The sequence below is a fragment of the Streptomyces sp. NBC_00829 genome (assembly GCF_045161795.1).
Classification (GTDB): domain Bacteria; phylum Actinomycetota; class Actinomycetes; order Streptomycetales; family Streptomycetaceae; genus Streptomyces.
Genome location: NZ_CP108867.1, coordinates 7,853,626 through 7,876,642 on the forward strand (window position 1 = coordinate 7,853,626; position 23,017 = coordinate 7,876,642).

General features: G+C 69.9%; 11 protein-coding genes. 5 read left to right on the forward strand and 6 right to left on the reverse strand.

The window, feature by feature from the left end:
• The 5 genes from OG293_RS35135 to OG293_RS35155 form a co-directional block, all read right to left on the reverse strand.
• The gene (locus OG293_RS35135; protein ID WP_406002786.1) at positions 1-1,905 is read right to left on the reverse strand and encodes a non-ribosomal peptide synthetase; all 1,905 of its coding nucleotides are present in this window, start codon (positions 1,903-1,905) and stop codon (positions 1-3) included.
• On the reverse strand, positions 1,902-5,084 hold the full coding sequence (locus OG293_RS35140) for a non-ribosomal peptide synthetase (protein ID WP_406002787.1): 3,183 nt from the start codon (positions 5,082-5,084) through the stop codon (positions 1,902-1,904). Before OG293_RS35140 ends, OG293_RS35135 begins: the two co-directional genes overlap by 4 nt.
• Before the next feature lie 218 nt (positions 5,085-5,302).
• Positions 5,303-6,637, reverse strand: coding sequence for a non-ribosomal peptide synthetase (locus OG293_RS35145; RefSeq protein WP_406002788.1), 1,335 nt, complete (start codon positions 6,635-6,637; stop codon positions 5,303-5,305).
• 131 nt (positions 6,638-6,768) lie between these two features.
• Positions 6,769-8,076, reverse strand: a complete 1,308-nt coding sequence (locus OG293_RS35150) for an MFS transporter (RefSeq protein ID WP_406002789.1) — start codon at positions 8,074-8,076, stop codon at positions 6,769-6,771.
• 428 nt (positions 8,077-8,504) lie between these two features.
• A complete protein-coding gene (locus OG293_RS35155) occupies positions 8,505-9,653 on the reverse strand; it encodes a PP2C family protein-serine/threonine phosphatase (RefSeq protein ID WP_406002790.1) in 1,149 nt (382 codons plus the stop codon).
• A gap of 716 nt (positions 9,654-10,369) precedes the next feature.
• On the opposite strand from OG293_RS35155, the gene OG293_RS35160 reads away from it, so the two are divergent.
• The 5 genes from OG293_RS35160 (at position 10,370) to OG293_RS35180 (ending at position 19,549) form a co-directional block, all read left to right on the forward strand.
• Positions 10,370-11,449, forward strand: a complete 1,080-nt coding sequence (locus tag OG293_RS35160; protein WP_406002791.1) for an alanine racemase — start codon at positions 10,370-10,372, stop codon at positions 11,447-11,449.
• A gap of 180 nt (positions 11,450-11,629) precedes the next feature.
• Positions 11,630-12,436 carry an SGNH/GDSL hydrolase family protein gene (locus tag OG293_RS35165; protein WP_406002792.1) on the forward strand — a complete coding sequence of 269 codons (807 nt, stop codon included), beginning with the start codon at positions 11,630-11,632 and terminating at the stop codon, positions 12,434-12,436.
• 534 nt (positions 12,437-12,970) lie between these two features.
• Positions 12,971-14,656, forward strand: a complete 1,686-nt coding sequence (locus OG293_RS35170; RefSeq protein WP_406002793.1) for a ricin-type beta-trefoil lectin domain protein — start codon at positions 12,971-12,973, stop codon at positions 14,654-14,656.
• Positions 14,657-14,943: 287 nt separating this feature from the next.
• On the forward strand, positions 14,944-18,300 hold the full coding sequence (locus OG293_RS35175; RefSeq protein WP_406002794.1) for a PQQ-binding-like beta-propeller repeat protein: 3,357 nt from the start codon (positions 14,944-14,946) through the stop codon (positions 18,298-18,300).
• A 13-nt stretch (positions 18,301-18,313) separates the two neighbouring features.
• Positions 18,314-19,549, forward strand: a complete 1,236-nt coding sequence (locus OG293_RS35180; protein WP_406002795.1) for a nickel/cobalt transporter — start codon at positions 18,314-18,316, stop codon at positions 19,547-19,549.
• Positions 19,550-19,795: 246 nt separating this feature from the next.
• Here OG293_RS35180 and OG293_RS35185 read toward each other — a convergent pair whose 3' ends face one another.
• On the reverse strand, positions 19,796-22,507 hold the full coding sequence (locus tag OG293_RS35185; RefSeq protein ID WP_406002796.1) for a GH92 family glycosyl hydrolase: 2,712 nt from the start codon (positions 22,505-22,507) through the stop codon (positions 19,796-19,798).
• Positions 22,508-23,017 lie beyond the last annotated feature (510 nt).

Genomic DNA, 23,017 nt, shown 5'->3' on the forward strand with positions numbered 1-23,017 from the left:
TCAGACCACCCCCGTCGCGCCGGCGGGGCGGCGCAGGTCGAGCAGGGCGGCGACGGCACGCAGGTCCGGCTGGCGGAGGAGTTCCGGTGCGCGCAGCCGCACACCGCTGTCCTTCTCGATCGCGGTCAGCAGCCGTGAGGCGACGATCGAGGTGCCGCCGGCCTCCGTGAAGCTGTCGTCCAGCCCGGTCGCGGGGTTGTCCAGCAGGTCGCGCACCCATCGCAGGACCAGCCGCTCGCTCTGGGTCGCGCCGTCGTCCGAACCGCTGTCGGCAGGGGTGTCGTTGCCGGCGGCGGCCGGCTCGGCCGGGGCCGCGGCCTGCTTCAGCAGTGCCGCCCGGTCCACCTTTCCGTTGGCGTCGAGCGGAAAGGCGTCCACGATCCGCACGGCGGAGGGCACGGCCTGCTCGGGCAGCCAGGACCGTACGGCGGACAGGAGAGCGTCCGGGGCCGGTGTGCCGTCGGCGAGGACATAGGCGACCAGGCGGGCGCTGCCGTCGGCGGAGCGGGGCGCGGTGACCACCGCACGGCGCACCGCCGGGTTCTGCTCGAGCGCGGCTTCCACCTCGGCCGGTTCGATCCGTACTCCGCTGATCTTCACCTGGTCGTCGAGACGGCCGAGGAACTCGAGGCTGCCGTCCTCCAGCATGCGCACCCGGTCCCCGGTTCGGTACATGCGGTCCTTCGGCGTCGCGCCCAGTGCGGGCGGAGGGGCGGTGAAACGGCGCGCCGTCAGCTCCGGGTCGAGGTATCCGAGTGCCAGGCCGGTGCCGCCGATGCGCAGTTCGCCCGCCTCGCCCCGTGGGGCGATATCTCCGTCCGCCGTTGTGACGACGACCGTGGCGCCCGGGACGGGAGTGCCGATCGGCGGCGCGGTGTCGTCGCGCGCTTCGGAGTCGGTGGCACGCATGGTGTGCGTGGTCGTGACGACCGTGGCCTCGGCCGGCCCGTACGCGTTGTGAACCGTGGCCGTCACATCCGCTCCGGGGCGTCGGCGCATCCGGTCGCCACCGACCACGAGATGACGCAGTTCGAGGTCCTGCGGCCACGGACGGTCCAGTACGGGTTCTGCCATCGGCGTGGCTATGGCGCAGACCGTCACGGCGGCGTCGCGCCACCAGGCGGTGAGTTCGGCGGGGTCCCAGCGCACCGCGTCCGGAGCGGGAACCAGCGCCGCACCGGAGGTCAGACCGCCCCAGAGCTCCATCACATGGGGATCGAACGCGGCGCCGATCAGCAGGGACTGGCGGTCGCCGGGGGCCAGACCGGTCTCGGTGCGGTACCAGTCCAGGAGCGCGGACAGAGCGGGCTCCGCGACGGCAACCGCCTTCGGCCGTCCGGTGGAGCCCGATGTCAGCACGGCGTAGAAGGTCTCCGGCGGGGCGGGCCTCGCACCCACCGGGGGCGGGGCGAAGGCGGCGACCGTGGCCGGCGCGGCGTTCGTCCCCTCGGTGGGCAGCGGAAGCGGGATCTGCTCGGCGGTCCGACAGTGCTCGGGCAGCACCGCGGGGTCGCCGATGAGGCAGGCCACCTCGACGTCCTCGCTCACGGCCTGGATCCGGCGCTCCCCGGGACGTGGGCCGAGCGGCAGATAGACGGCTCCGATCCGTGCGAGCGCGACGGCGGTGACGGCCAGCGCCGCGGAGCGGTCGAGGCAGACGCCGACCAGCTCGCCGGGGCGTACCCGCCCGCTCAGCGCGTGAACGACCTCGTCGGCGGCCGTGTCCACCTGCTGGTAGGTCCAGGTGTGGGCCCCGTCCACCACAGCGGGGGCCTGCGGACTGGTGCGTAACCACTCCTCGTAGCGGGAGAGCACTCCGGTCGCGGTGGGAGCGCCGTGCGCGATGCTCGGCGCGCCGTTCGTCCGGCGGGTCTTCGTGGGCGTATCGCTCAGCATGTCGGTCATGACGACTCCCTCGGCGTGGTTGCGGCGGCGTGGGTCGGAAGGGGCGGCACGGCGGCGAGTGCGCGCGCCTGGTCGGTGAGGACCGGATTCTGGAAGAGCAGCCGGAGCGGGGGCCGTGCCCCGAGGCGCGGTTCCAGCCAGGCCGCCAGCTGGGCAGCCAGCAGTGAGTGGCCGCCGGACCGGAAGAAGTGGGAGGACTCGGTGAAGCGGCTGTGGCCGAGCACCTCGCGCCAGCCCTCGGCGAGCAGGGCCAGAGCCGGATCGGTGAATGCCGCCGGGTCTGTCCCGTCGCCGGCTTCTTCCGCGGTCGACTCCAGCGCGGTGGCCAGACGTGTCAGCGCCACCCGGTTCGGTTTGCCGCCCGCCAGCGTCGGCATGACATCCAGCCGGCCCCAGCACCCGGGTACGAGTGCTTCCGGCAGGCGGCGGCCGAGCTCGGTGTGCAGTGCCTGCTCGTCCCACGGGTGACGGCCGTCTCCGTGCTCGACGAAGCCGACCAGGCGCGGCCCGCCGGGGGCCTCCCGGTCCAGGACCACGGCGCAGGAGCGCCCGCCCAGCACGGCCGACGCCGCGGCTTCCACCTCTTCCAGTTCGACGCGGTAGCCCCGCAGCTTGATCTGGTTGTCGCGGCGTCCCAGGAAGTGCAGCCGGCCCGTGTGGTCCCGGTACCCGAGGTCGCCGGTGAGATAGACCCGCTCGTCGTCCAGCGCGTCGACATGGACGAATCGTGCCGCGGTGGCGTCCGGATTGCCGATATAGCCCTCGGCCAGACCGGCGCCGGCGATGGCCAGTTCGCCGACCGCTCCGGCCGGAAGAGGGCGCAGGGCGGCGTCGAGGACGTGGATGCGCTCGCCGGGCAGTTCGGTGCCGAGGGGGATCTCGGCACCGCTCATCAGATCCTGAACGGTGATCTCGTGCACGGTGGAGCTGATTGCCGCCTCGGTCACTCCGTAGACGTTGAGCACCCTCGCGTCGGTGTCGGAGAGGAAGGTGCGCAGCGCATCCGCCGGGATGCGCTCGCCGCCGAGGACCAGCAGCCGCGGCGTCCAGCGCCGCTCGCGCAGCGCGGGCCGTAACTCCTCGCGGACGGCCAGGAAGTAGCTGGTGGGAAGGTTGGCGACGGTGACGCGGGTGGAGGCCAGCAACTGGGCGAGTTCCGCGCCTGCGGGCACCTCCTGGTCGGGTACGACGAGGCAGGCGCCGGCGTGTAAGGACGGCAGCACTTCTTCCAGCGCCACGTCGAACGAGGGCTGGGCGAACAGCAGCACCCGGTCACCGACGGCCAGGCCGAACCGCTCGGACACACCGCCCAGATGGTTCTCCAGGGCCGCCCGGCCCACCGCGACGGGCTTCGGTATGCCGGTCGAACCCGAGGTGTGGATGATGTACGCGGCGCCCGGCACGGCGGCGGCCGGTCGTGCGGCGGGGAAGGTTTCGGCGTCGACCAGCGCCGTCGGAAGGTGAGCGGGCAGCGTCACGGCGGCGTCGGCGGAGGTGAGGACCAGCGCCGGGCCGAGCCGGTCGAGGAGCAGTTCCAGCCGGGAAGCCGGGTCGGACGGCGAGAGCGGGCAGTACACGGCGCCGGTGCGCAGACAGGCCAGCAGCGTCACCACGGAGTCGGCCCCGCGGGGCAGCACGGCGGCGACCGGGCGGCCCGCGGTCACACCGGCGGCCCGCATGCGCCGCGCGAGGGAGGCGACCTGTGCGTCGAGATCGCCGTAGGTGATCCGGCGGGCCCCGAGCAGCAGTGCGGGCAGTGAGGCGTCGTGCGCAGCTGCCGGGTCGAGGGGGTCCGTGGCCTGCGCTTCGAGGGCCGCGACAGGGGCCGCTTCGGAGGCCGGTAAGGAAGGGGCGAGGTCGGCCAGTACGGTGGCGGGAGCGTCCAGATAGGCGCGCAGCAGGTCCAGGAACCGCTCGGCCAGCAGTTTGGCCACGTCCTCGCCGAAGAGATCGGCGTCGTAGTCCCACACCAGCGTCATGCCCGGCGCGCCGTGCCGGGGGCCGACGCCGCGACGGTCGTCGGGCAGCAGCACCACGTCGAGGTCGAAGCGGGTGGTGCCGGTGTTGAAGCCTTCGAACAGGCTGATCTCCAGGCCCGGGACCTCGATCTCGGGCAGGGCCGCGTCATGGGCGCTGAACATGACACTGAACAGCGGGTTGTCCGCGCCGGAGGTGTGCAGGGCCAGCGCGCGGGTCAGCTCCTGGACCGGCACCTCCTGGTGCGGCAGAGCGCGGATGAGGGTGTCGGTCACCTCGTCCATGGTGTCCTGCGCCGACGTCGCGGGGTCCAGGCGAAGGTGCAGCGGGATGGTGTTGACGAACATGCCCACGGCGTCCTCGAAGCCGCGCGGCCGGTTGCCGACCGCGGTGCCGACGACCATCCGGGAGCGTCCGCTGTGGCGGCGCAGGAGTTCCGCGAAGAGCCCGAGCAGCGTCGAGAACGGGGTCAGACCGCGCTCGCGCGTGTGGGCGCGCAGCCGCTCCGTCAGGTCGGCGCCGATCGACTGACGCAGCTGTCCGCCGTGGTGCCGTCGCCGCGCCCCTGGCCGGGTGAGACCGGGTAACGGCATGTCGTAGGAGGCGTCGCGCAGTTCGTCCGCCCAGTACTCAAGGCTCGCCCGGCGCTCCGCGGTCCGTGCGTCGCCCGCCTGGGCGCGTACGTGGTCCGCGTACGAGGTGGCGGGGGGCAGCGTGACGGGCTCACCGAGTACATGCGCACGGTAGACGGTGAAGACGTCGCCCAGCAGGATCGCGAAGGAGTGGCCGTCGTGGATCAGGTGGTGCTCGACGTGGACGAGCCGGTGCTGGTCGTCCGCGAGGCGTGCCAGTGTCCATCGCAGCAGCGGCGCCTCGAAGGTGTCGAGCGGGGTCTCGGCCTCGGTGCGCAGCAGCCGCGCGAACGCGGCCTCCGGGTCTGACTCCCCGGTCAGGTCCACTGTGCGCAGGCGTGGCGCACAGGCGTCGACGGCCCGCTGTGCGGGCATCGAGCCGGGGACCTCGACGAGTTCCAGACGGAGTCCGGGGTGGCGATCGAGGGCCGCCGCGAGTCCGCGGCGCAGGGCGTCGGTGTCGAGTTTCCCCCACAGGTCGAGGGACGCTGTGAAGTTGTAGGCGCGGCTGCCGGGCTGCACTTGTTCGTGCAGCCAGACGATCTCCTGCGAGGAGGAGAGGGGAAGCATGGGTGATCCCTGAGGTTGTCGGGTCGTGGTCTTCGGTCGCGGCCGGGAGATTGGTCGAACTCCCGGCCGGGGTCTGTCGGGCCTGACCGCGGATCGCGTGGTCCGGCCGTGCTGTGTGTGCTCTGTGGATGTGTCTCTTCGCCGCGGGACGCGGTGGTGATGCGGTGCGCTGGCCGGTAGGGCCCGGCCGTGCGTCGTCGCGGGTACGGCGGTGCTGGTCAGCCGACGGTGGCGTTGGACGTCATCGAGGCGGACAGGGCGTGTGACAGGGCGCGTCGGAAGGCGTCGAATCCCCTCTCGGCCGGCGCGTCGTCCAGCACCGAGCGGTCCCACACCATGCGGAGGTGGAGTTCCGAGGCGTGGGTGACGGACACCGCGAACGGGGCGCGTACCCGGCGTCCTTCGATGTGGACCTCGCGGCCCGCCACACCGCCCAGCTCCAAGGGAGGGTGATGCCGGGCGTCGTTGACGGTCAGCAGACCGTCCAGCCGCCCGGTCCACTCGGCCCCGGCCGACCGCGCGGCGTGCACGACCTCGTCGAAGGGGGTGTCCGCGCGGTCGAGGTCGTCCCACCAGTCGGTGGTCGTCGCCTGGGGGTCGCCGCTCGGGCCGTTGAGGGTGTCATCGGTCCTGGCGGGAAAGACAACGGTGTTGAGGAAGCAGCCGAGCACGGGCGCGGCCGCTGGCGGGCGTCCGCCCCAGGGATATCCGATCGGTGACACCCGGCCGGTCCCGTACAGGACACCGGCTGTCGCGCGGCAGGCATCGAGCAGCGCGGGAAACGGCACGCCGTCGGCCGGCGAGGGCAGCCGCAGTTCGGCGGCGCCCGTGGGCAGCGCCGCGGCTCCGTGATGCCGCGACCGCGGCGGCGGGGCATGCTCGCGCAGCGCGCGCAGCCGGTCGCCCCAGTATGCGAGGGCGGCGGGCGACCCGGCGCGTTGCTCCGCGTCGAGTTGCAGCAGTACGGCCTCGCGGTAGGAGGCCAGTTCGGCGGCGGCATCGGCGGGTGCAACCTCGTGCGGTGCCGATCCCTCGCGGTAGGCGCCGGTCAGTTCGTCGACGATGCGGGTCAGCGACCGGCCGTCGCATGCGGCGTGGTCCAGTACGACGGCCAGCACTTCCTCCGCACAGTCGTCTCCGCCGTCGGCCAGGTACAGCCGCAGGGGCGATCCCTCGGGGCGCCAGTCGCCCAGGGCCCGGCGCAGAGCGCCTGCCGAATCCTCACCGGGCGCACGAACGACGCGTTCCACGGGAACATCCGGTTCGGCCGGGCGGAGCACGGGCGTGCCCCGGACCACCTCGGGGCGGGCGCGAAGCACCGGGTGCCGGGCGGCCAGGTGGTTCGCCGCCGCCCGAAGCCGTACCGGATCCACGGTGCCGCGGGGGAAGGCGAAGAACACCGGGACGATGTCCGGGCGCCCGTCAGGGTCCATGAATCGCACCAGGACGAAGCGCCGCTGTGCTCCGGTGACGGGCAGCAGACCGGCTCCCGCATCGTCGGCGGCGATACGCCGGTAGCGGGCCACGTACTGGGCCGTGATGCTGTGGTGCACGGGTTTCCTCTCTGTCATGGCGGCGGCGCCCGGGTCGCGTACGCGGACGTACGGGTGGCACAACGGCGCGGGTGGCACAGCGGCGGGAGATGACCGGCGGTCGGGCCGGAACGAGATGGCTCGGGCCCGGGTCAGCCGACGGTGACGGGCTCGGTCCGGCCGTCCGTTTCGTGCGGGCCCGGGTCGTCGGGGGCGGCCGGCAGATCGCGCATGCGGCGCAGCGGGGAGAGCAGCAACGGCACGGGTACGGCGAGGAAGCCGGTGGCGCAGACCCACAGCGCGGTACGGGCGCCGAAGGGTCCCGCGAGGGCGCCGCCCACCACGGCACCGAGCGGCAGGGTGCCCCAGACCAGGAAGCGCAGCGTGGCGTTCATCCGGCCGAGCAGCCGGGGTGGGCAGAGCGTCTGACGGAAGGTGACCTGGGCGATGTTGTAGACGACGGCGCCGAAGGAGACGACTGCGGAGCCGACGGCGAACAGGACAGCGGCGACGCCGGGGCGGGACAGCGGCCACAACAGCGCGAAGGGGCCGGTGGCGAGGACGGAGAGCCAGATGATGCGGGCCTGCCCGATGCGGTCGGCAAGGGAGCCGGCACTCAGTGCGCCGACGAGTCCGCCGGCGGCGGACGCGGAGAGCATGAGGCCGATCGCGGCGGGCTCCAGGCCGATGACCCGCGCCAGGAAGATGGTCTGGGTGGCCATCAGCATGGCTGCGAAGAAGTTGGCGAGGCCGGTCGTTGCGGCGATGACCCGTAGCAGCGGGTGGCCGAGGACGAACCGTAGTCCCTCGACGATGTCCTTGCGCAGCGAGGCGCCCGGCAGGGGCTCGGGCCGGCGCTCAGATGGCCGCTTCATGGCCAGCAGGAACAGTGCGGACACGGCGTAGCCCAGTGCGTCGGCCACGATCGCCAGCTGCGCGCCGACGAGCTGTACGAGTCCGCCGCCGAGCCCCGGGCCCGCGACCTGGGCTGATGAGCGGACCGTCTCCAGGGCACCGTTGCCCGCCATCAGCCGCTCCTTGGGGAGCAGTTCGGGAAGGTAGCTCTGGTGGGCAACGTCGAAGAAGACGGTGGCCGCTCCGGTGACGAGAGCGACGGCGTACAGCTGAGCCATCGTCAGGACATCGGCCACGGCGGCCAGCGGGACGCTCGCCATGGCAAAGGCGCGCACCCCGTCCGCTCTGATCATCAGCGGGAGTTTGCGCATCCGGTCGACCCAGGCACCTGCGGGCAGCCCGATCAGGAGGAACGCCGCGGTCTCGGCAGCCGTCAGCAGACCCACCTCGAAGGCGGGCGCCCTCAGCACGAGAACCGCCACCAGCGGGAGTGCGACCAGGGTGACTTGGGCGCCGACCTGCCCGGCGGCGGCGCCGGCGAGCAGGAGACGGAAGTCGCGCAGGCGCAGCAGGCTGGTGGACGCGACAGGAGGTGAAAGGGCCATGGGCCAGACCCTCATGCCGAGGTGATCGACAGTCAAAACACAAACGTTACTTTCGGTCAGATCTTTTTCGCTATTGCCCCAGGATCGATAAATCTTCCGTCGATTCCGGTCAACGTCGGGATGAACATGGCGCGTTGTGGGTGAGTGGCGGGAGGACCGGCGCAGTGTTCCCAAGGGCGATCGGGTCGATCCTGCCCAATGCGTAGTGATTCGCTCCTCTGACCGAAAGTCTTCGCGGGTTCACCCTCGGTGCACGATCACGTGTCAACAGTCGCTATGGGCGCTTCGTCCTTGTACCGGCGTGTGGCCCTCCGCGAGGGTTCCGCCCCGCCCCGGCCGGGGCGGGTTCCGGGTCCGGTCGCTCGTGGTCGGCGCGGGACGGGTGCCGCCCCTGGAGCGGGGCCGCTGCAGGCCTGTGCTGAGCCGATCTACTCGCCCGCTTCCTCATCGAGCCGGTCGACGAGGACCATCGCCACATCGTCCGCGAGGCGCCCTTGGGTGTGGCGGATCAATCCCTGGTGCAGTTCATCGAGGAACTCGCGCGGGGTGCGGTCGCGCAGCGCTTCCATGGCCTCCGGCAGAGCGAAGAAGGTGTTCTCGCCGTTGCGGGCCTCTGTCACGCCGTCGGTGTACAGCAGCAGACGGTCGCCGGGGGCGAACGGGTAACTCTCCGCCTTGGCCGCCGGGCCGGTGACGAAGTCCTCCAGGCCGAGGGGCGGCAGTGGCGTGGTGGGCATCAGGGCCTGGATCCTGCCCTCACTCAGCACCAGGGGAGGCAGATGGCCGCGGTTGACCAGCTCCACCACGGGGCCGTCCGAAACCTGGGCTACGAGCGCCGTGACGAACGATTCCGCGGAGTCCACGTCATCGTCCTCGTCGATCCCGCGAGGCATGGCACTCTCCCGGCGCAGCGCAGCCGCGCAATGATTGAGAACCTCCACCAGGTCGACCTCGTAGTGCACGGACTCCCGGAAGGCCCCCAGCACGGCAGCGGCCGAACGCACGGCAGGGAGCCCTTTGCCGCGGACGTCCCCGACGATCATCCGCACCCCGTACCGGGTCTGCACCGCCTCGTACAGATCACCCCCGATCTGCGCCCCCGTCTCCGCCGCTACGTAGATGCTCGCCGCCCGCACCGGGCCCAGTCGTTCGGATACGGGCCGCAGCAGCACCCGCTGTGCCGCCGCCGCGACCCTGCGTATCTGTTTGAGCTCGCTCTGTCTGTGCGTGTGCACGGCGCTGCTGCTCGTGATGCTGGCCGCGGATACCAGGAAGAGAGCCAGGAAGTTGGTGTAGACCTGCTGGGTGCCCCACGCCTGGTTGTAGGTAGCGGTGAAGGCGCTGATGGCGAAGGCGAAAGACGCCGCCGCGATCGTGCCTTTGGGGCCCATGGTCACCGCGGCCAGCGCCGGCGTCGCGGTGAGGAGCGGGCCGGTGTACAGGAAGTGGGCGGGCGTGACCTCGATAACCACCACGAGCAGCGCGATCGCGAACGGCACACACTTCGCCAGTGTGATCAGGACCCGGCTGTGACTGCCCGCCCCGGGGCGGGGAGCGGGGCGGAAGAGCGACCGCATGGATACAGACTGCCTTGCCGACGCGCCATGCTCCACTCGGCGACGCCTTGTACACGACACGGGGGTCCGCCGTCGATGCTCTCCCGAGGTGCCGCGCGTGCCGCCGGGCCCGGCGGGTGACCCGTATCTGTCGACGGGCCGCTCAGCTGTCGCAAGGTCGCCTGTGCCGTGCCGTGCCGTGCTGCGCTCTGTGATGTGCTGAGCGCTATCTGTGACCGGTATGGCGTGAACCTCTATTGAGGCGGCCCCGGGGAACGGCGCCTGAGTGGTTGGGCCTGGATTCCACGCGGGACAGGATGCCATCGGCAGCGGGACCGCGTCCGTGCCCGCTCTGCCGGCCTGCACTGCTGCTGGGCCGCGCATGGGCCGACCGGTCATGGGGATCCCCGATCCGCCGACGGGGCCGCCGGCAGCCGCGCGATGGCCGGAAACCGGCGCTCGTCGTCGGAGGCGGACCGGAACGAATGCGATCATGGTCGAGTGAGGCCGAGCGGACCGTCACGGACAGGGAAACGCTGTGCGGCTCCGGAATCAGCGCGGGCGTCGCCGGCGGCGGACGGCTCTCCAGCAGTACCGCACCTGGTCCGACGATCTGAGCGCGTTGTGTGCGTCCTCCGCCTCACTTGCGGGTCAGTTCTGAACGGACGTCGGGTGATCCCCGTACACGCCGACAGTGTCGAACGTTGCGTAGTCACGCGAGAGGCAGGTCACCGGTCATGGCGCTCACACTCTATGTCGACCCCGAGCGCTGGAGAGCACAGCAGGACGCGGTGACCCAGCAGTTCCCGGGAATGGTCCCGGTCGTCAGGGGGAACGGATTCGGCTTCGGATACGAGACTCTCGTAGAGGAAGCCGTGCGCCTGGAGTCGGACGTCATCGCGGTCGGAACGACGTATGAGGCAGCCCGGATGAAGGATGTCTACAGCGGCAAGGTTCTGGTCCTTTCGCCTCACTGGCGGGGTGAGGAAGCGCTCGCACTACCGGGGCGGGTGATCCGATCAGTGTCCTGTGTCGAGAGCGTGCGCTGCCTGACGGGAGCCCGCGTCGTCGTCGAGGTGATGAGCAGCATGAAGTCGCCGGGCGTCAGTGAGCACGACCTGCACCTGCTGCGTTCCGGTGTCGAGAACGTCCGTCTGGAAGGGTTCGCCATCCATATGCCGCTCGACCGTCCCGACGGCTCGGACGCGGCCGAGGAGGCAATCGCCTGCATGGAGCGACTCGACGCCGCGCACTTGCCCTTGCACACGATGTTCGTCAGTCATCTGGAAGCCGAGGAACTCAAGCAGGTGCAGAGCCGGTTCCCCGACACGTGCTTCCGCGCCCGCATCGGGACCCGGCTGTGGCTGGGCGACCACGAAGCCACCCAGTTCCGCGCGTCGGTGCTGGAGGTCAGGCGCGTGGTGAAGGGGGAGCGCTTCGGCCACCGACAGGGAAAGGCCCCCGCAGACGGCTTTCTGGTGATTGTCGGAGGCGGTACGGCGCACGGTGTGGGCCTGGAAGCTCCGAAGGACCTGCATGGCGTGGTACCGCGGGCGAAGAATGCGGCCCGACTCGGTCTGGCCACCGCCAATCACCATCTTTCGCCCTTTGTCTGGATGGGCAGAAGGCGATGGTTCGCCGAGCCGCCGCACACGCAGGTCTCCGTCCTCTTCATTCCGGAGGACGTCCCGCAGCCGAAGGTGGGCAGCGAACTCCTGGCTCGCCTGGGGCACATGGTGACCCGGCCCGATCGGGTCGTCCACAGCTCCGCCCATGGCTGGCCGCCTGCCATGGGCCGGTCTTCTGAAGTGGTCTGAGCGCGGCGAGCCCCGCTCGCCTCCCGCAAGGACGTCGGGTGGAAGCTGCTCGGGGTGCCCCGCTGCGCGACACCCCAAACCAGTACGAGATCGAGTGAAGGTCATTGTCATGGACACTTCCGATGTCGTTTGGGTCCTGCTAAGAAGTTCGAGGCAGAGATCCTGCTACAGGGAGGTTCCATGAAACTGTTCCGAATCGCGGCATTCTCATCCTCTCTCCTCCTCGGCGCCGTCCTCGCTCTCACCGGAGCCGGCCAGGCACAGGCCTCGGACAGCGCCGCAGCCCTCGACTACGTGGCCCTGGGGGACTCCTACTCATCGGGACTCGGCGCAGGCGGCTACGACGGCGCGAGCGGCGACTGTATGCGCAGCAGCAAGGCCTACCCCAGGTTATGGGCTGCTGCGCATACACCCTCGTCGTTCGCGTTCACCGCTTGCTCGGGCGCTCGCACCGGCGATGTCACCGCCGGTCAGCTCGCCCCCCTCAGCTCGGCGACCGACCTCGTCTCGATCACCATCGGCGGCAATGACGCGGGCTTCGCCGACGTCATGATCACCTGCTTCTTCGATTCCGGGTCCAGCTGCATCAGCCGGATCAACCAGGCCAGGAGCTACGTCGACTCGACCCTGCCCGGAAACCTCGACTCGGTGTACTCGGCGATCAGGACCAAGGCACCCTCGGCCCGGGTCGTCGTCATCGGCTACCCCCGCTTCTACAAGCTCGGCCAAAGCTGTACAGGTCTGAGCGAGAACGCACGGTCCGCGATCAACGGGGCCGCGGACTACCTCAACACCGCCATCGCGAGGCGCGCGGCCCACCACGGCTACGACTTCGCCGATGTCGTCCCCGCCTTCACCGGGCACGAGATCTGCTCCGGGTCGGACTGGCTGCACAGCGTGAACTGGTCCAACATCGAAGCGTCGTACCACCCCACCGCGTCCGGACAGTCCGGCGGCTACCTGCCCGTCTTCAGCGCACAGGTCTGAGAGCAGCATTGACGGCATTCGCGGAGCAGGAGCCCTTGACCGTCGGCGTCTGCGGATCGCACGTCACCGGGAATCAGCCCAGTTGAAGCGCGCCTCGGCCGGACCGCGGATCTCCATCCGGCCGGCCGTGGTGCGTCTCGCCCCGCCTGGACGTCAGCTCGCCCTCTGTTTTGGGCCATCGGACACACGTCCAGAGGCTTCCCGCCGCAGTCCACCGACGGCGTCGCCGCAGCGACCCCACCGCCGGCACGCGCCAACCTGCTTCCAGGTCCTGGCGCGACAGATGACGATGTGCTGGCCGTGGGCTCCGTGAACATCCCATGGCCGCCGGGCGGCCGTTCTCGCGGACCGTCTCGCGCGATGAGACGGAACTCAGCGAAGAAACAGTGAATTTGAGCCAGACCCGTTACCATCGATTTGTTGATCGACAAACATCCGTTCGCCGAGGTTCTCCCCCCTGACGCGCACCCCGGCCACTCCATCAGGCTGAGCGCCTCCTGTCCTCCGGCACCAACAACTCACGGGTGATCATCTGTGTCCCATCCCCATCAGCCGCCCGCGTACGACGAGTTGTCCGACGCCGAACTCACCGAACTCGTCAGGGCCGGCGCCCCCACCGCCCTCCCTGCCACCGAGGAACTACGTCGCCGTCACCGCCCCCGATGCCTGGTGTACGCACGACTGTGCGCGCGGGACGAGGTCGAGGCCCGCCAACTCGTAGACCGGGCCTTCGCCCTTGCCTGGCAGGAAATCCGCCGCGGCGACGACCCGCACGGCCCCTGGCGGCACCGGCTGCTCACGCTCATCCACCGAGCCGCGGCCGACTGGGTCGCAGGCGGCCGCCGTGGCAGGCTCGATGACGCCTACGCCTCGTTCCTCGACACGATGCACGACGCCGGGCGCGGCCCGTCCGAGCCCATGGGACCGGCTTCCCCGGCAACCTGGAGTCCGAGCGAACGACGCTTTCTGGCCGCCGGATTCGCCGCCCTCCCCATACGCACACAGGGCCTGCTGTGGCACGTGCTGGTCGAGGAAGACGCCGAGGACGACATCCCCCTGTACGTCGGTGACCTCAGGGCCGACCTGCCCACACTGGTCGCGCGCGCCATCGACGCCTGCCACGATTCGTGTCTGCGTATCCATCTGGAAGCCGGCGCAGGTACCGACTGTCCGGGATTCGGCCGCATCCTGGACGCGGCTTCCCGGCGCGCAGGCGCCAGGGAGAACACCCATCTCATACGCCATCTCGTGCGATGTCCCGGCTGCTCCAACGCGCTGAGCGCCCTCACAGCCCTGGAGAAGGCTCCCCGGACCTTCATGGCCGACGCCTTGCTCGGCTGGTCCGGCAGCGCCTACCTCGCACGGAACGCTCAGGATCCGGACCCGGCCACCGCGACCTCCGCCGCTGACACGAGCGCGATGCGCACCCGTCCCGGCCGGCGCTTTCCGATCCGGCTCCTGCCGACCCGCGCAGCCCGCCCCGCGGCTCTTCTGGGCCTCGGCGTCTTCGTGGCCCTCGCGACGGCAGCCGTCGGCAGCGCGGTCCTGATTCCCGGCGTCAGCGCGGTCCTCGGTGCCGACCCGGCGAAGCCGACGGCCGCCACCGTTCGCCCTACCGGCGCCCCGACAGACATCTCGCCCGCCCCCCCGCCGTCGGATCCGCCCACGGCGAGCCCTTCGAAGTCACCCTCGCCCTCGCCCTCGCCGTCCCGCTCCGCACCCGTCCCGACGCCCTCCGTCTCCCCCTCGAAGTCCCGCAGGCCCGTGCCGCCCAAACCCCGCCCCTCGGCCAGCGGTCCCCAGCCGTTTGGGGGCACTGTGTTCACCTCGGTCGTCAACGCGGCTACGGACCTCTGCCTCACTGTGAGCGGCGGCAGCCTCCGGAACGGTACGGGCGTCATCAGCACCCCCTGCGAGACCAGTTCCCTCATACAGAAATGGCGCTTCGACGAGAACAGCCACCTGCGTAACCTCGCCAACACCGATTTCTGCCTCGATGCGCGGGACGGCACCGAACGCGGGGTCGGCATTCGGCGATGCGCCGACGCCGAGAACGGCGACGACGATCGCACTCAGCTCTTCCTCGCCGACTCCTCGGGGCGCATCCGCCCGCGCATCGCTCAGGAGCTGGCCCTTGAGCCCGGCGGCACGGAACCCGGCGCCTCGGTCGTGCTGTCAGAGGTCAGCACCGGGTCGAAGCAGCGCTGGAACGCCGGATAACCGGCACGCGGGCCGTCCCGCCGCGACGCCGGTCCTGCCTTCACAGCCGTGGCCTTGTACGCGTACGCAGGTGTGGCGCCGCGTCCGGCGTCCGCGAACACGGCATCAGGACCTGCCGGTTCGGCTGCGGACGGCCCGCGTCTGATCAGGAATCTGCGACTCCGTTATGCCTCTGAGCAGTCCGCGACGCGCGGCCCCGGCAACGAGTTGAACACTTGTGAACGACTCGGTGAAACTCGCTTCGATTCTGACAGAAAATGATGAAGTGCTGGCTAGCGTGCGCGCATATGAAACACATACGCACAGCGGGCGGGATCTGTTTCGCGCTGCTGTTCTTCGTGCTGGGCTTGGGAGCCCAGCCTGCCATGGCGCATGTCTCCCGAGAGCACGCCGAACTCGTCGTAGCCGCTGGTGACAACGTCACCAGCGGCCGCCTTATCGTGCACCGCGACCTGGTGTCCCCGGCGCGGGCCGGTGCCTGGGCGTCCTCGATGATGTCCGCCGGCTGCCCGGCCACCGGCTCGGGCGTACCCGGGGACGACGGTGGTGTCCCCGGCGGTGTCGTCATCGAAGTGGCGTGGAGCTGCCACATCGACGCGCTCGACCTGAGTGCGCTGATCGACAAGGGCGGACTGACCCAGGTTGTCGTCGAGTTCGACGGGACGGCGTCCGACGCGTCCGCGGCCACGCCGCTCGTCGACGCCAAGGGCGCGCACGCACTGCCGGCGTTCCCCTGGCTTGCCGTCGTGCTCTTGTCCGCTGCCGGTGTCGTTCTCGTACTCGCCTTCCGGCGACTGCCGTCCCTCGTCCGCACGCTGCGTACAAACCGTTGGTTCCAGCTCACGACCGCAGGGGCCGTGGCCCTGTCCTGTCTCGCGCCCCAGGCGGCCTTCGCCGACGACACGGCACCGGCCACCGTCGCCGTCAAGGGCACCGTGTTCAAGGACCGCAACGGAAACGGCAAGCGGGACAAGGGCGAGCGCCCCATGCCGGGCGTCGATGTCACCGACGGCGCCGTGTGGGCCACGACCCGGGCCGACGGCACCTACACCCTGGAGATCGATCCGACCAGACGCGAGACTGACCTCGTCAGCATCGTCTCGCCCGACGGATACACCCCCGCCCTGCGCAAGGACTACATCCCGCAGTTCTTCCACAAGGTCCCCGAGACCGGCGGCACCGGCATCGACTTCGCGCTCGTGCGGGACCGCAACGCCTCAAACCCCACCGAGAGGTGGGTCATGAACTCCGACCCCGAGGTCAGCAACGTCAGCGAGGGGCGCACGGCACTGCCGCAGTGGACCGGCCAGGTGCAGGCGATGTCCGAGGTCGACGGCGCGACGATGCAGATCGCGACCGGAGACCTGACCGTCACGGACTACGCGCCGGAGCCGCGCCGACAGGGTGGGTACGACCTGTTCAGCAAGGGACTGGAGCAGGGGCGGCTGGGCCACCCCTTCTACCCCGTGATGGGCAACCACGACTTCGGGGGCACGGCCACATCCCAGGGCTACGCGGGCAGCCTGGAGTACTACCGCCGCAACCTCGCCCCCGAGTGGTACAGCTTCGACCGCAACGGCCGTCACATCGTCGTACTCGAGGACAACTACGACGCGAGCGGCCTGAAGCCGCAGCTGGAGTGGCTGCGCAGGGACCTCGCCCAGCACGCGGTCGGCAAGCAGGTCTTCGTCTTCGCGCACCGCTCGCTGTTCACGCAGTGGGGACCCAGCGCGGGCATGCAGCCGACCATCGACGAGCTGGCCAAGTACGACGTACGGATGGTCGCCGCAGGTCACAACCAGCAGGCCGAGTTCCGGCGCGGTGCGTTCAAGCGGTCCGTCGAGATCAACAACCAGGGCACGTACGGCATCGACGGAGCCCACCCCGACTACAAGGTGCTCGACTTCAGCACCATCACCGACAACCCGCGCACGCGCCGCAACGAGGACACCGGCCATGTGACGGGCATCCACCGGCAGTTCGACATCGACGATGATTCCGCGCTGGTCAGCCCCGCCCAAGGCAGCGTGCACGGCGCAAGGGCCTCCGTGCCGGTAGAGGTGTACGCGGAGGACGACGGCCGTACGCCCGCCAAGGCGACGCTGACGGTACGGGACAGCCGCGGCCACGTCGTGGAACGCATGAGCATGCGATTCGGCAAGAGAACAGCCAGGCCCGGAATCGAGAACTGCTACACCCCGCCCGGCGGCAGGGCAGAACCGTGCCCGGACGCACGCGGCGCATGGACCCGGGCGAGCGGCAAACTGTGCGGACTGCGGCCCGGAACCTACACCGCCGCGACGACCGTGTACGACACCCGGGGCGTGGCGTTTCCCGCGCTTCCCGCGGTGAAGTCCACCTTCCAGGTCGTACGCGACGGCGTGCTGCCGAAGCCACGAACAGGGCAGGACTGGCTGAGGCAGGGCGGCGACGAGCGCGGGGGGTCCGCGAGCGGCGACAACCCGGGCGACGCGCTCGACCTGAAGTGGACTCAGCACACCGGTGAGCAGTTCAACTTGAACGGCTCGGTGATCGCGGAGGGCAGGCTGATCGTCTCGTCCCGCGCCTTCGACTCCCCGTACAGCATGATGCTCGCCTACGACATCACCTCCGGCCGCGAGATCTGGCGCACCTACCTGGACGGCGACGCCGAGTCGGCGCCGACACTCCACGACGGAAAGGTCTATCTGACGACCGGTGTCGGACGGATCTACGCGCTGGACGCCGAGGACGGACACGTCGCCTGGGAGTCGATCGACCGCGAGGAGCAGCACGGGGACACGGTGCGCCGTTACGGTCGCGCGGGCGGACCGGTCAGCGTCTTCCCGCTCGTCGGCGGGGACCGCACGGTCGCCGTCTACCAGGACTGGGACTCCGTGCGCTGCCGTGACGCCAAGACGGGCGAGAAGCTGCCCGGCGGCTTCGGAGCCCCGGCGTCCTGGGGCCAGTCCCACAGCGGGGTGGTGCGTGAGCCCGGCTCCAACACAGCCTATCTGCACTCCTCGTCAAGCAACTCGGTCATCGCGATGGACCTCGCGAGCTGTAAGCAGTTGTGGGCGAAGGACACCGGGGGTGGCATCGACAGCCACTCGTCGCCCGTGCTGACCCAGCCCGCATCGGGCCAGGCGAAGCTGGTGACGTTCACCGCGTACGGCGTCCGCGGGCACGACCTGAAGACGGGTGCGGTGAACTGGGAGTCCAAGGTGGGGGGCGGCAGCACTTGCGAGCCCGGGCAGGCGCCGCTCACCAGCCCGGCCGTGTGGGGTGACACCGCCTATGTCGCGGGCCGTGACGGTGTCGTTCGGGCCTACGACACGAGCACTGCCGATCCGTCGAAGCCCGTGTGGGAGGCCAAGGCCGGTTATCTCGCGGGCAAGAGCCCGCTGGACGACAAGTGGCGGGTCGCCATGGGCTGCTCGGTGGGCGCCGGTTCACCGACGATGCATCCGCTGGTGACGAAGTCGCTTGTGTATGCCGGGACCTGGGACGGACGCCTGCTCGTCCTGGACCGTGCCACCGGCAGGCAGCTCGCCGCGTACAACCTGGGCGCGGGCGTGGCCTCGACGCTGGCCGTCAGCGGTGACTGGGTCGTCGCGCTCACGGACGACGGCACGGTCCACGCACTGGCCGCACGGCGGGACTGAGGGGAGCACCACCGTGCGATCACTGCGCACCGGGGTGCTGCTCGTGCCGGTTGCCGTCCCCGCGCTGCTGTTCGGCAGCGCGGGGACGGCCCAGGCGCACCCATTCGGCACACCACCCGTCGTCAAGATCGAGGCGAATGGCTCGGAAGTGGACGCGGCCTGGTCCGCGCAGAAGGACGATGTCGCCGTCCTGGAGAAGAAGGCAGGCGGCGACGTGGCGGGGTATCTCCGCTCGCACATCGTCGTACGTCAAGACGGCCGCCCATGTCGCGTTGCGGGCACGGACGGTATGAAGCTCCGCTTCCTCTGCCCGCGGCCGGCGGATCGGATCACGTTGACGATCACCGCGCTGACGGAGATCAACCCCGCCTATCGCACGCTCTCCGTGACGGACCTGGGCGGCGGTGGGCTGCACACGGCGAAGGAGCCGACCCGGGAGCTCTCCCTCACGTCGGAGGCGGCGGGGGCGGGCTCGGCCTCACGTGAGGGGAGTTGGACCACCGACCTGACGTCGCTCCTGGACCACGGACCGGCTCTCCCGGTGGCGCTTCTCCTCTCCGCGGCCGTCGGTGCGCTCCATGCGTGTGCGCCCGGGCACGGCAAGTCGCTGGCCGCCGGGTATCTCGTGGGTGGCCGGGGCCGACCCCGTCACGCGGTGTGGCTGGGCGGCATCGTGGCCGTGATGCACACGCTCTCGGTCGCGGTCCTTGCCCTCGGCTGGTGGCTGGCGGCAAAGAGCACACCGGACATGGCGGTGCTGACGGGATGGCTGCAACTCGTCGCGGCGCTGGTGGTGTCGGGGGTGGGCGTGAGCCTGCTGCGGAGGCACCTGCGCCACCGTAAGCGCCATCACACCCATGACCACGACCACAGCCCTGATCACGTGCACAGCCATCACATCCCGGACGTGCCGTCCCTGCTCACCTGGCGGGGGCTCGTCCTCCTGGGCGCATCCGGCGGCCTCCTGCCCTCGCCGTCGGCCTTCCTCGTGCTGTTGACCGGGCTGCTCAGCGGCAAGGTCGGCATCGCATTGGCGATGGTGGCAGCCTTCGGCGCCGGTATGGCCCTGACGCTCACCGGTGTCGGCCTGATCGTGCTGCGCGGTCGTGACGCGTTGCTGGACCGTGTCTCGCGATCAAGGGCCCTGCGCACCTGGACCCTGAGGGTTCCGCTGTTGGCGGCTTCGGCTGTGGTGGCCGGAGGCGCGGTGGCCTCGGCGCTGGCGGCGGGTCAACTCCTCGCACCGTAGGCGCCGTTTTGACCCAGGCGCCCCGCCCGGCTGAGAGCCGGACGGGGCGCCTGGGTATGTGGAGGGCCGGGCCCGCCGGCTTCTCTCCCCGTCAGCGATCTGATGCCCGTGCTGACTCCGGAATCGCTCAGCGAACTAATGCGTCTGGGAGGGCCGCCGGGCGTTCGGGCGGGGACTTTGCCCCATGCCCATGCCCGCACGGGGCCCGAGAGGTCCGGGCGGGCCCCGTGCGGCAGTCGATCAATTTCAGTGGGCGTAGACCTCGAACTCCTTGAGACCCCAGCCGTATCCGCTGCCCGGCGCACCGGTCTTGGCGGAGACCCAACTGTTGACGCTCAGGAGCACATAGCGGGTCTTCACCGGGGAGAAGGTGTACGAGCGCCGCTGACCGCATTCCGTCACGCCATGGTCGACGCAACCTGTGGTGCCACCAGCGGAGGTTTCGCCGGCCACCGTTCTCCAGTTGGTTCCGTCCTGTGAAACCTTGAGGTCATAGCTCTTGGGATAGTTCTCCCAGTCGGGGTTGACCACCATGCGGCTCACGGTGGTGCTGCCGCCCAGGTCCACCTTCAGGCTCCAGGGGGCGCTACTGGTCGACTGCGCCACGGTGGCGGGATCGTCGTCGACGGCGTTCTCCGTGGGCTTGCCCCAGCCGGTCGCCGGGGTGCCGTTGACCATCGTGACGGGCTTCAGGTAGGCGCGATTCGAGCGCGCCGGCGGTGGGGTCGTCGAGGCTCCCCAGGGCTGCGGCGCCGCATTCATGGTGAACTTGAGTTTCCCTCCGCCCACGAGGGCAGCATGGCTGAGGAACGGCTTGGTGATCTTCTTGCCATTGAGGCTGAGCGCCTGGACGTACGGGTTGAGCCCCGCGCGGGGGGATGTGATCACCAGGGGGCGGTGAGCCCTGGGCAGCCGGAGGGTGACCTTGTCGAAGAAGGGGCTGCCCACGGCGTACTGGCCGGATGCCGGGTTGACGGGGTAGAAGCCCATCGCGGAGAACAGGTACCAGGCAGACATCTGACCGCAGTCCTCGTTGCCGGAAAGGCCGTCAGGAGCGCTCCGGTAGTTGGTGGTCGCGATGTGCCGGACGAGCTCCTGGGTCCGCCAGGGGTGGCCCGAGTAGTTGTACAGATAGGGGACGTGGTGACTGGGCTCGTTGGTGTGGTTGTTGTGGCCGCCGGCGAAGTAGCGGTCGAGCCACGAGGCGAACTCGGCGTTGCCGCCCTTGAGCGCGATCAGACCGGGGACATCGTGCATGACGTCATTGGTGTACACCCATTTGTCGCCCTCGGTCCAGGCGCCGTCGGCCCAGGACCCGTCGAGATTGCGAGCCTGCATGAAGCCCGTTGCCGCGTTGTACTGGTGCTTGTAGTTCTTGCTCCGGTTCATGAAGTACGCAGCGTCAGAGGTCTTGCCGACTGACTTGGCGATCTGAGCGACGGCCCAGTCCTCGTAGGCGTAGTCCAGGGTGCGCGTGCCGGCTTCCGCGGTGCGGTCCGCCGCCACCCAGCCGTTCTTCTTGTATGTCGTCAGGCCTGCGCGGGCCTCGACGGGGGTGCCCTCCTGGCGATCGCTGTACCGCAAGGTGGTGTCCTGGTCGGGCGGTGTCATCGCGTTCTTGCGGACGGCCTGGTAGGCGAGTTTTCGGTCGAATCCCCGGAAGCCCTTGGCGATGGCCTCCGCAATGATCGAGTCGGCACTCGTTCCTTCCATGATGTTGGTCTCGGTGATGTTCTTCCACAACGGGAGCCAGCCGCCTTGCCGGTAGTCCTGCAGCATTGAGGTGACCATGCCGTCGATACGTTCAGGAGCGAAGAGGGTGAGAAAGGCGTTCTGCGCCCGGAAGGTGTCCCACAGGGAGTAGCCGGTATAGCTGACGCCGCGGTGGACCTTGTCGTCGTAGGCGCTGTAGTAGCGGCCGTACTCGGACATCTCCGACGGGTACTGCAGGGCGTGGTGCATGGCGGTGTAGAAGGTGGTGAGCTGCTCGGGCGTGGCGCCGTCGATGTGGACCCGGTCGAGCTTGTCGGCCCAGGCCGCCCGGGTCTTGGCCGCTGTGGCATCGAAGCTCTGGCCGTTGGGGGTCTCCCGGTTGAGGTTGGCACGTGCCTGGTCCACCGAGATGAACGACGTCGCGATCCGCACGTTGACGGTCACGGTGCCCCGGGGGAATCGAACGTAGCCTGCGACGTCCGCGTCCGTGCTGTCGGCCCGCCCGTCACGCTGGGTGGCACCTGTGGCTGTCCCGTAGCTCTTGAAGGCGGTGTCAAAGCGGGCCACGAAGTAGCCCTTGAAGCCGGATGCCTTGAACGGGCCGAGTTTGCTGTCCTGCCGGTCGGGGTTGTAGCCGGTTATCTCCCGCCGGGCGGGATCGATGTGTACCTTGCCGACGATTCCCGGCCTGGTGGCCTGCATCACGAAGTTCGTCGCCGCGCCCCGAGGGTATGTCAGTCGCAGGAAGCCGACTCGGGATGTGGCAGTGAGCTCTGCCTTCAGCGTCTGCCCAGGCACGGGATGCATATTCACCGTGTACTTGTCCGGCGAAGCTGTCTCATCGGCGTGGGAGTAGGGCAGTCCACGGTCTCCCTCGGCCGTCTTGACGGTGCCGACACCGGGCATACCCACCACATAACCGGAATCACCCATCCAGATCGCCGGCTGATGGGTGCCGATGAACCCGGTCATCTTCGGGTCGTTCAGTCGGTAGGGGAGCCTGCTGACGTAGTTGTTACGGGTCATCGGCGACCATCGTGTCATCGCGAAGGGGGGTGCCGCGCTGGGGATCATGCCGCCGTACTCGGTGTCGCTGGTGCCCGCGGTTCCGATGAACGGATCGACATGGGCCACGTTCGACCGCCGGGGGGAGGCGGGTTGAGCTGCGGCCTCCAGGTCCGTCGCGCCGATCGGCGCGACCAGCGCGGCCAGCAGCACAATCACGATCAGAACTGGTCGCGTCATCCGTACCGACTGCCGGCGCACCGCGTGCGCCACCCGAGTCGGCACTCCGGACGGCCATGGACCTAGACGAAAGAGCATTTTGCGCCTCCAAAACACGCGTGACAACGTTGTCACCCCCGCGAAGTCGCCATTCTTACGCAGAAGCAGCGCCCCCGTGAAGAGGAGCGGTCCCCTCAACTTCGTTGTGGTGGTGAGCCGGTGGCGCTGTGCACGTTGATGGTGGCTCCGATGCCCGATGGCTGATCACGGTGCGCAGTGGGGGCGCAGCCTCCGGCCGGGCCCACGCGTCGATCGGGTCAGTCGTCCGTGACATGGCGCGCCAGCGGCGGCGGGCCCTGGGGACTCTCCCGCTCCGGTGAGCGCGATGGCGGCCGTAATCGCACCGTCATCCTGCGCCGCGCGCTCACGTTCGCGTGGTGCTCGGCCGCTCACCTGGACTGCGGCGCGAAAGAGGGCGGTGGTCCATGCGATTCCGGGCCCCGTCCGCGGCGGTGGTAGGAGCAACTCCGC

What these genes read in the sequence shown, in the direction of transcription:
- OG293_RS35135 (WP_406002786.1), bottom strand. Translation starts at nt 1,905, where the DNA reads ATGACCGACATGCTGAGCGATACGCCCACGAAGACCCGCCGGACGAAC.
- OG293_RS35140 (WP_406002787.1), bottom strand. Translation starts at nt 5,084, where the DNA reads ATGCTTCCCCTCTCCTCCTCGCAGGAGATCGTCTGGCTGCACGAACAA.
- OG293_RS35150 (WP_406002789.1), bottom strand. Translation starts at nt 8,076, where the DNA reads ATGGCCCTTTCACCTCCTGTCGCGTCCACCAGCCTGCTGCGCCTGCGC.
- OG293_RS35155 (WP_406002790.1), bottom strand. Translation starts at nt 9,653, where the DNA reads ATGCGGTCGCTCTTCCGCCCCGCTCCCCGCCCCGGGGCGGGCAGTCAC.
- OG293_RS35160 (WP_406002791.1), top strand. Translation starts at nt 10,370, where the DNA reads ATGGCGCTCACACTCTATGTCGACCCCGAGCGCTGGAGAGCACAGCAG.
- OG293_RS35165 (WP_406002792.1), top strand. Translation starts at nt 11,630, where the DNA reads ATGAAACTGTTCCGAATCGCGGCATTCTCATCCTCTCTCCTCCTCGGC.
- OG293_RS35175 (WP_406002794.1), top strand. Translation starts at nt 14,944, where the DNA reads ATGAAACACATACGCACAGCGGGCGGGATCTGTTTCGCGCTGCTGTTC.
- OG293_RS35185 (WP_406002796.1), bottom strand. Translation starts at nt 22,507, where the DNA reads ATGACGCGACCAGTTCTGATCGTGATTGTGCTGCTGGCCGCGCTGGTC.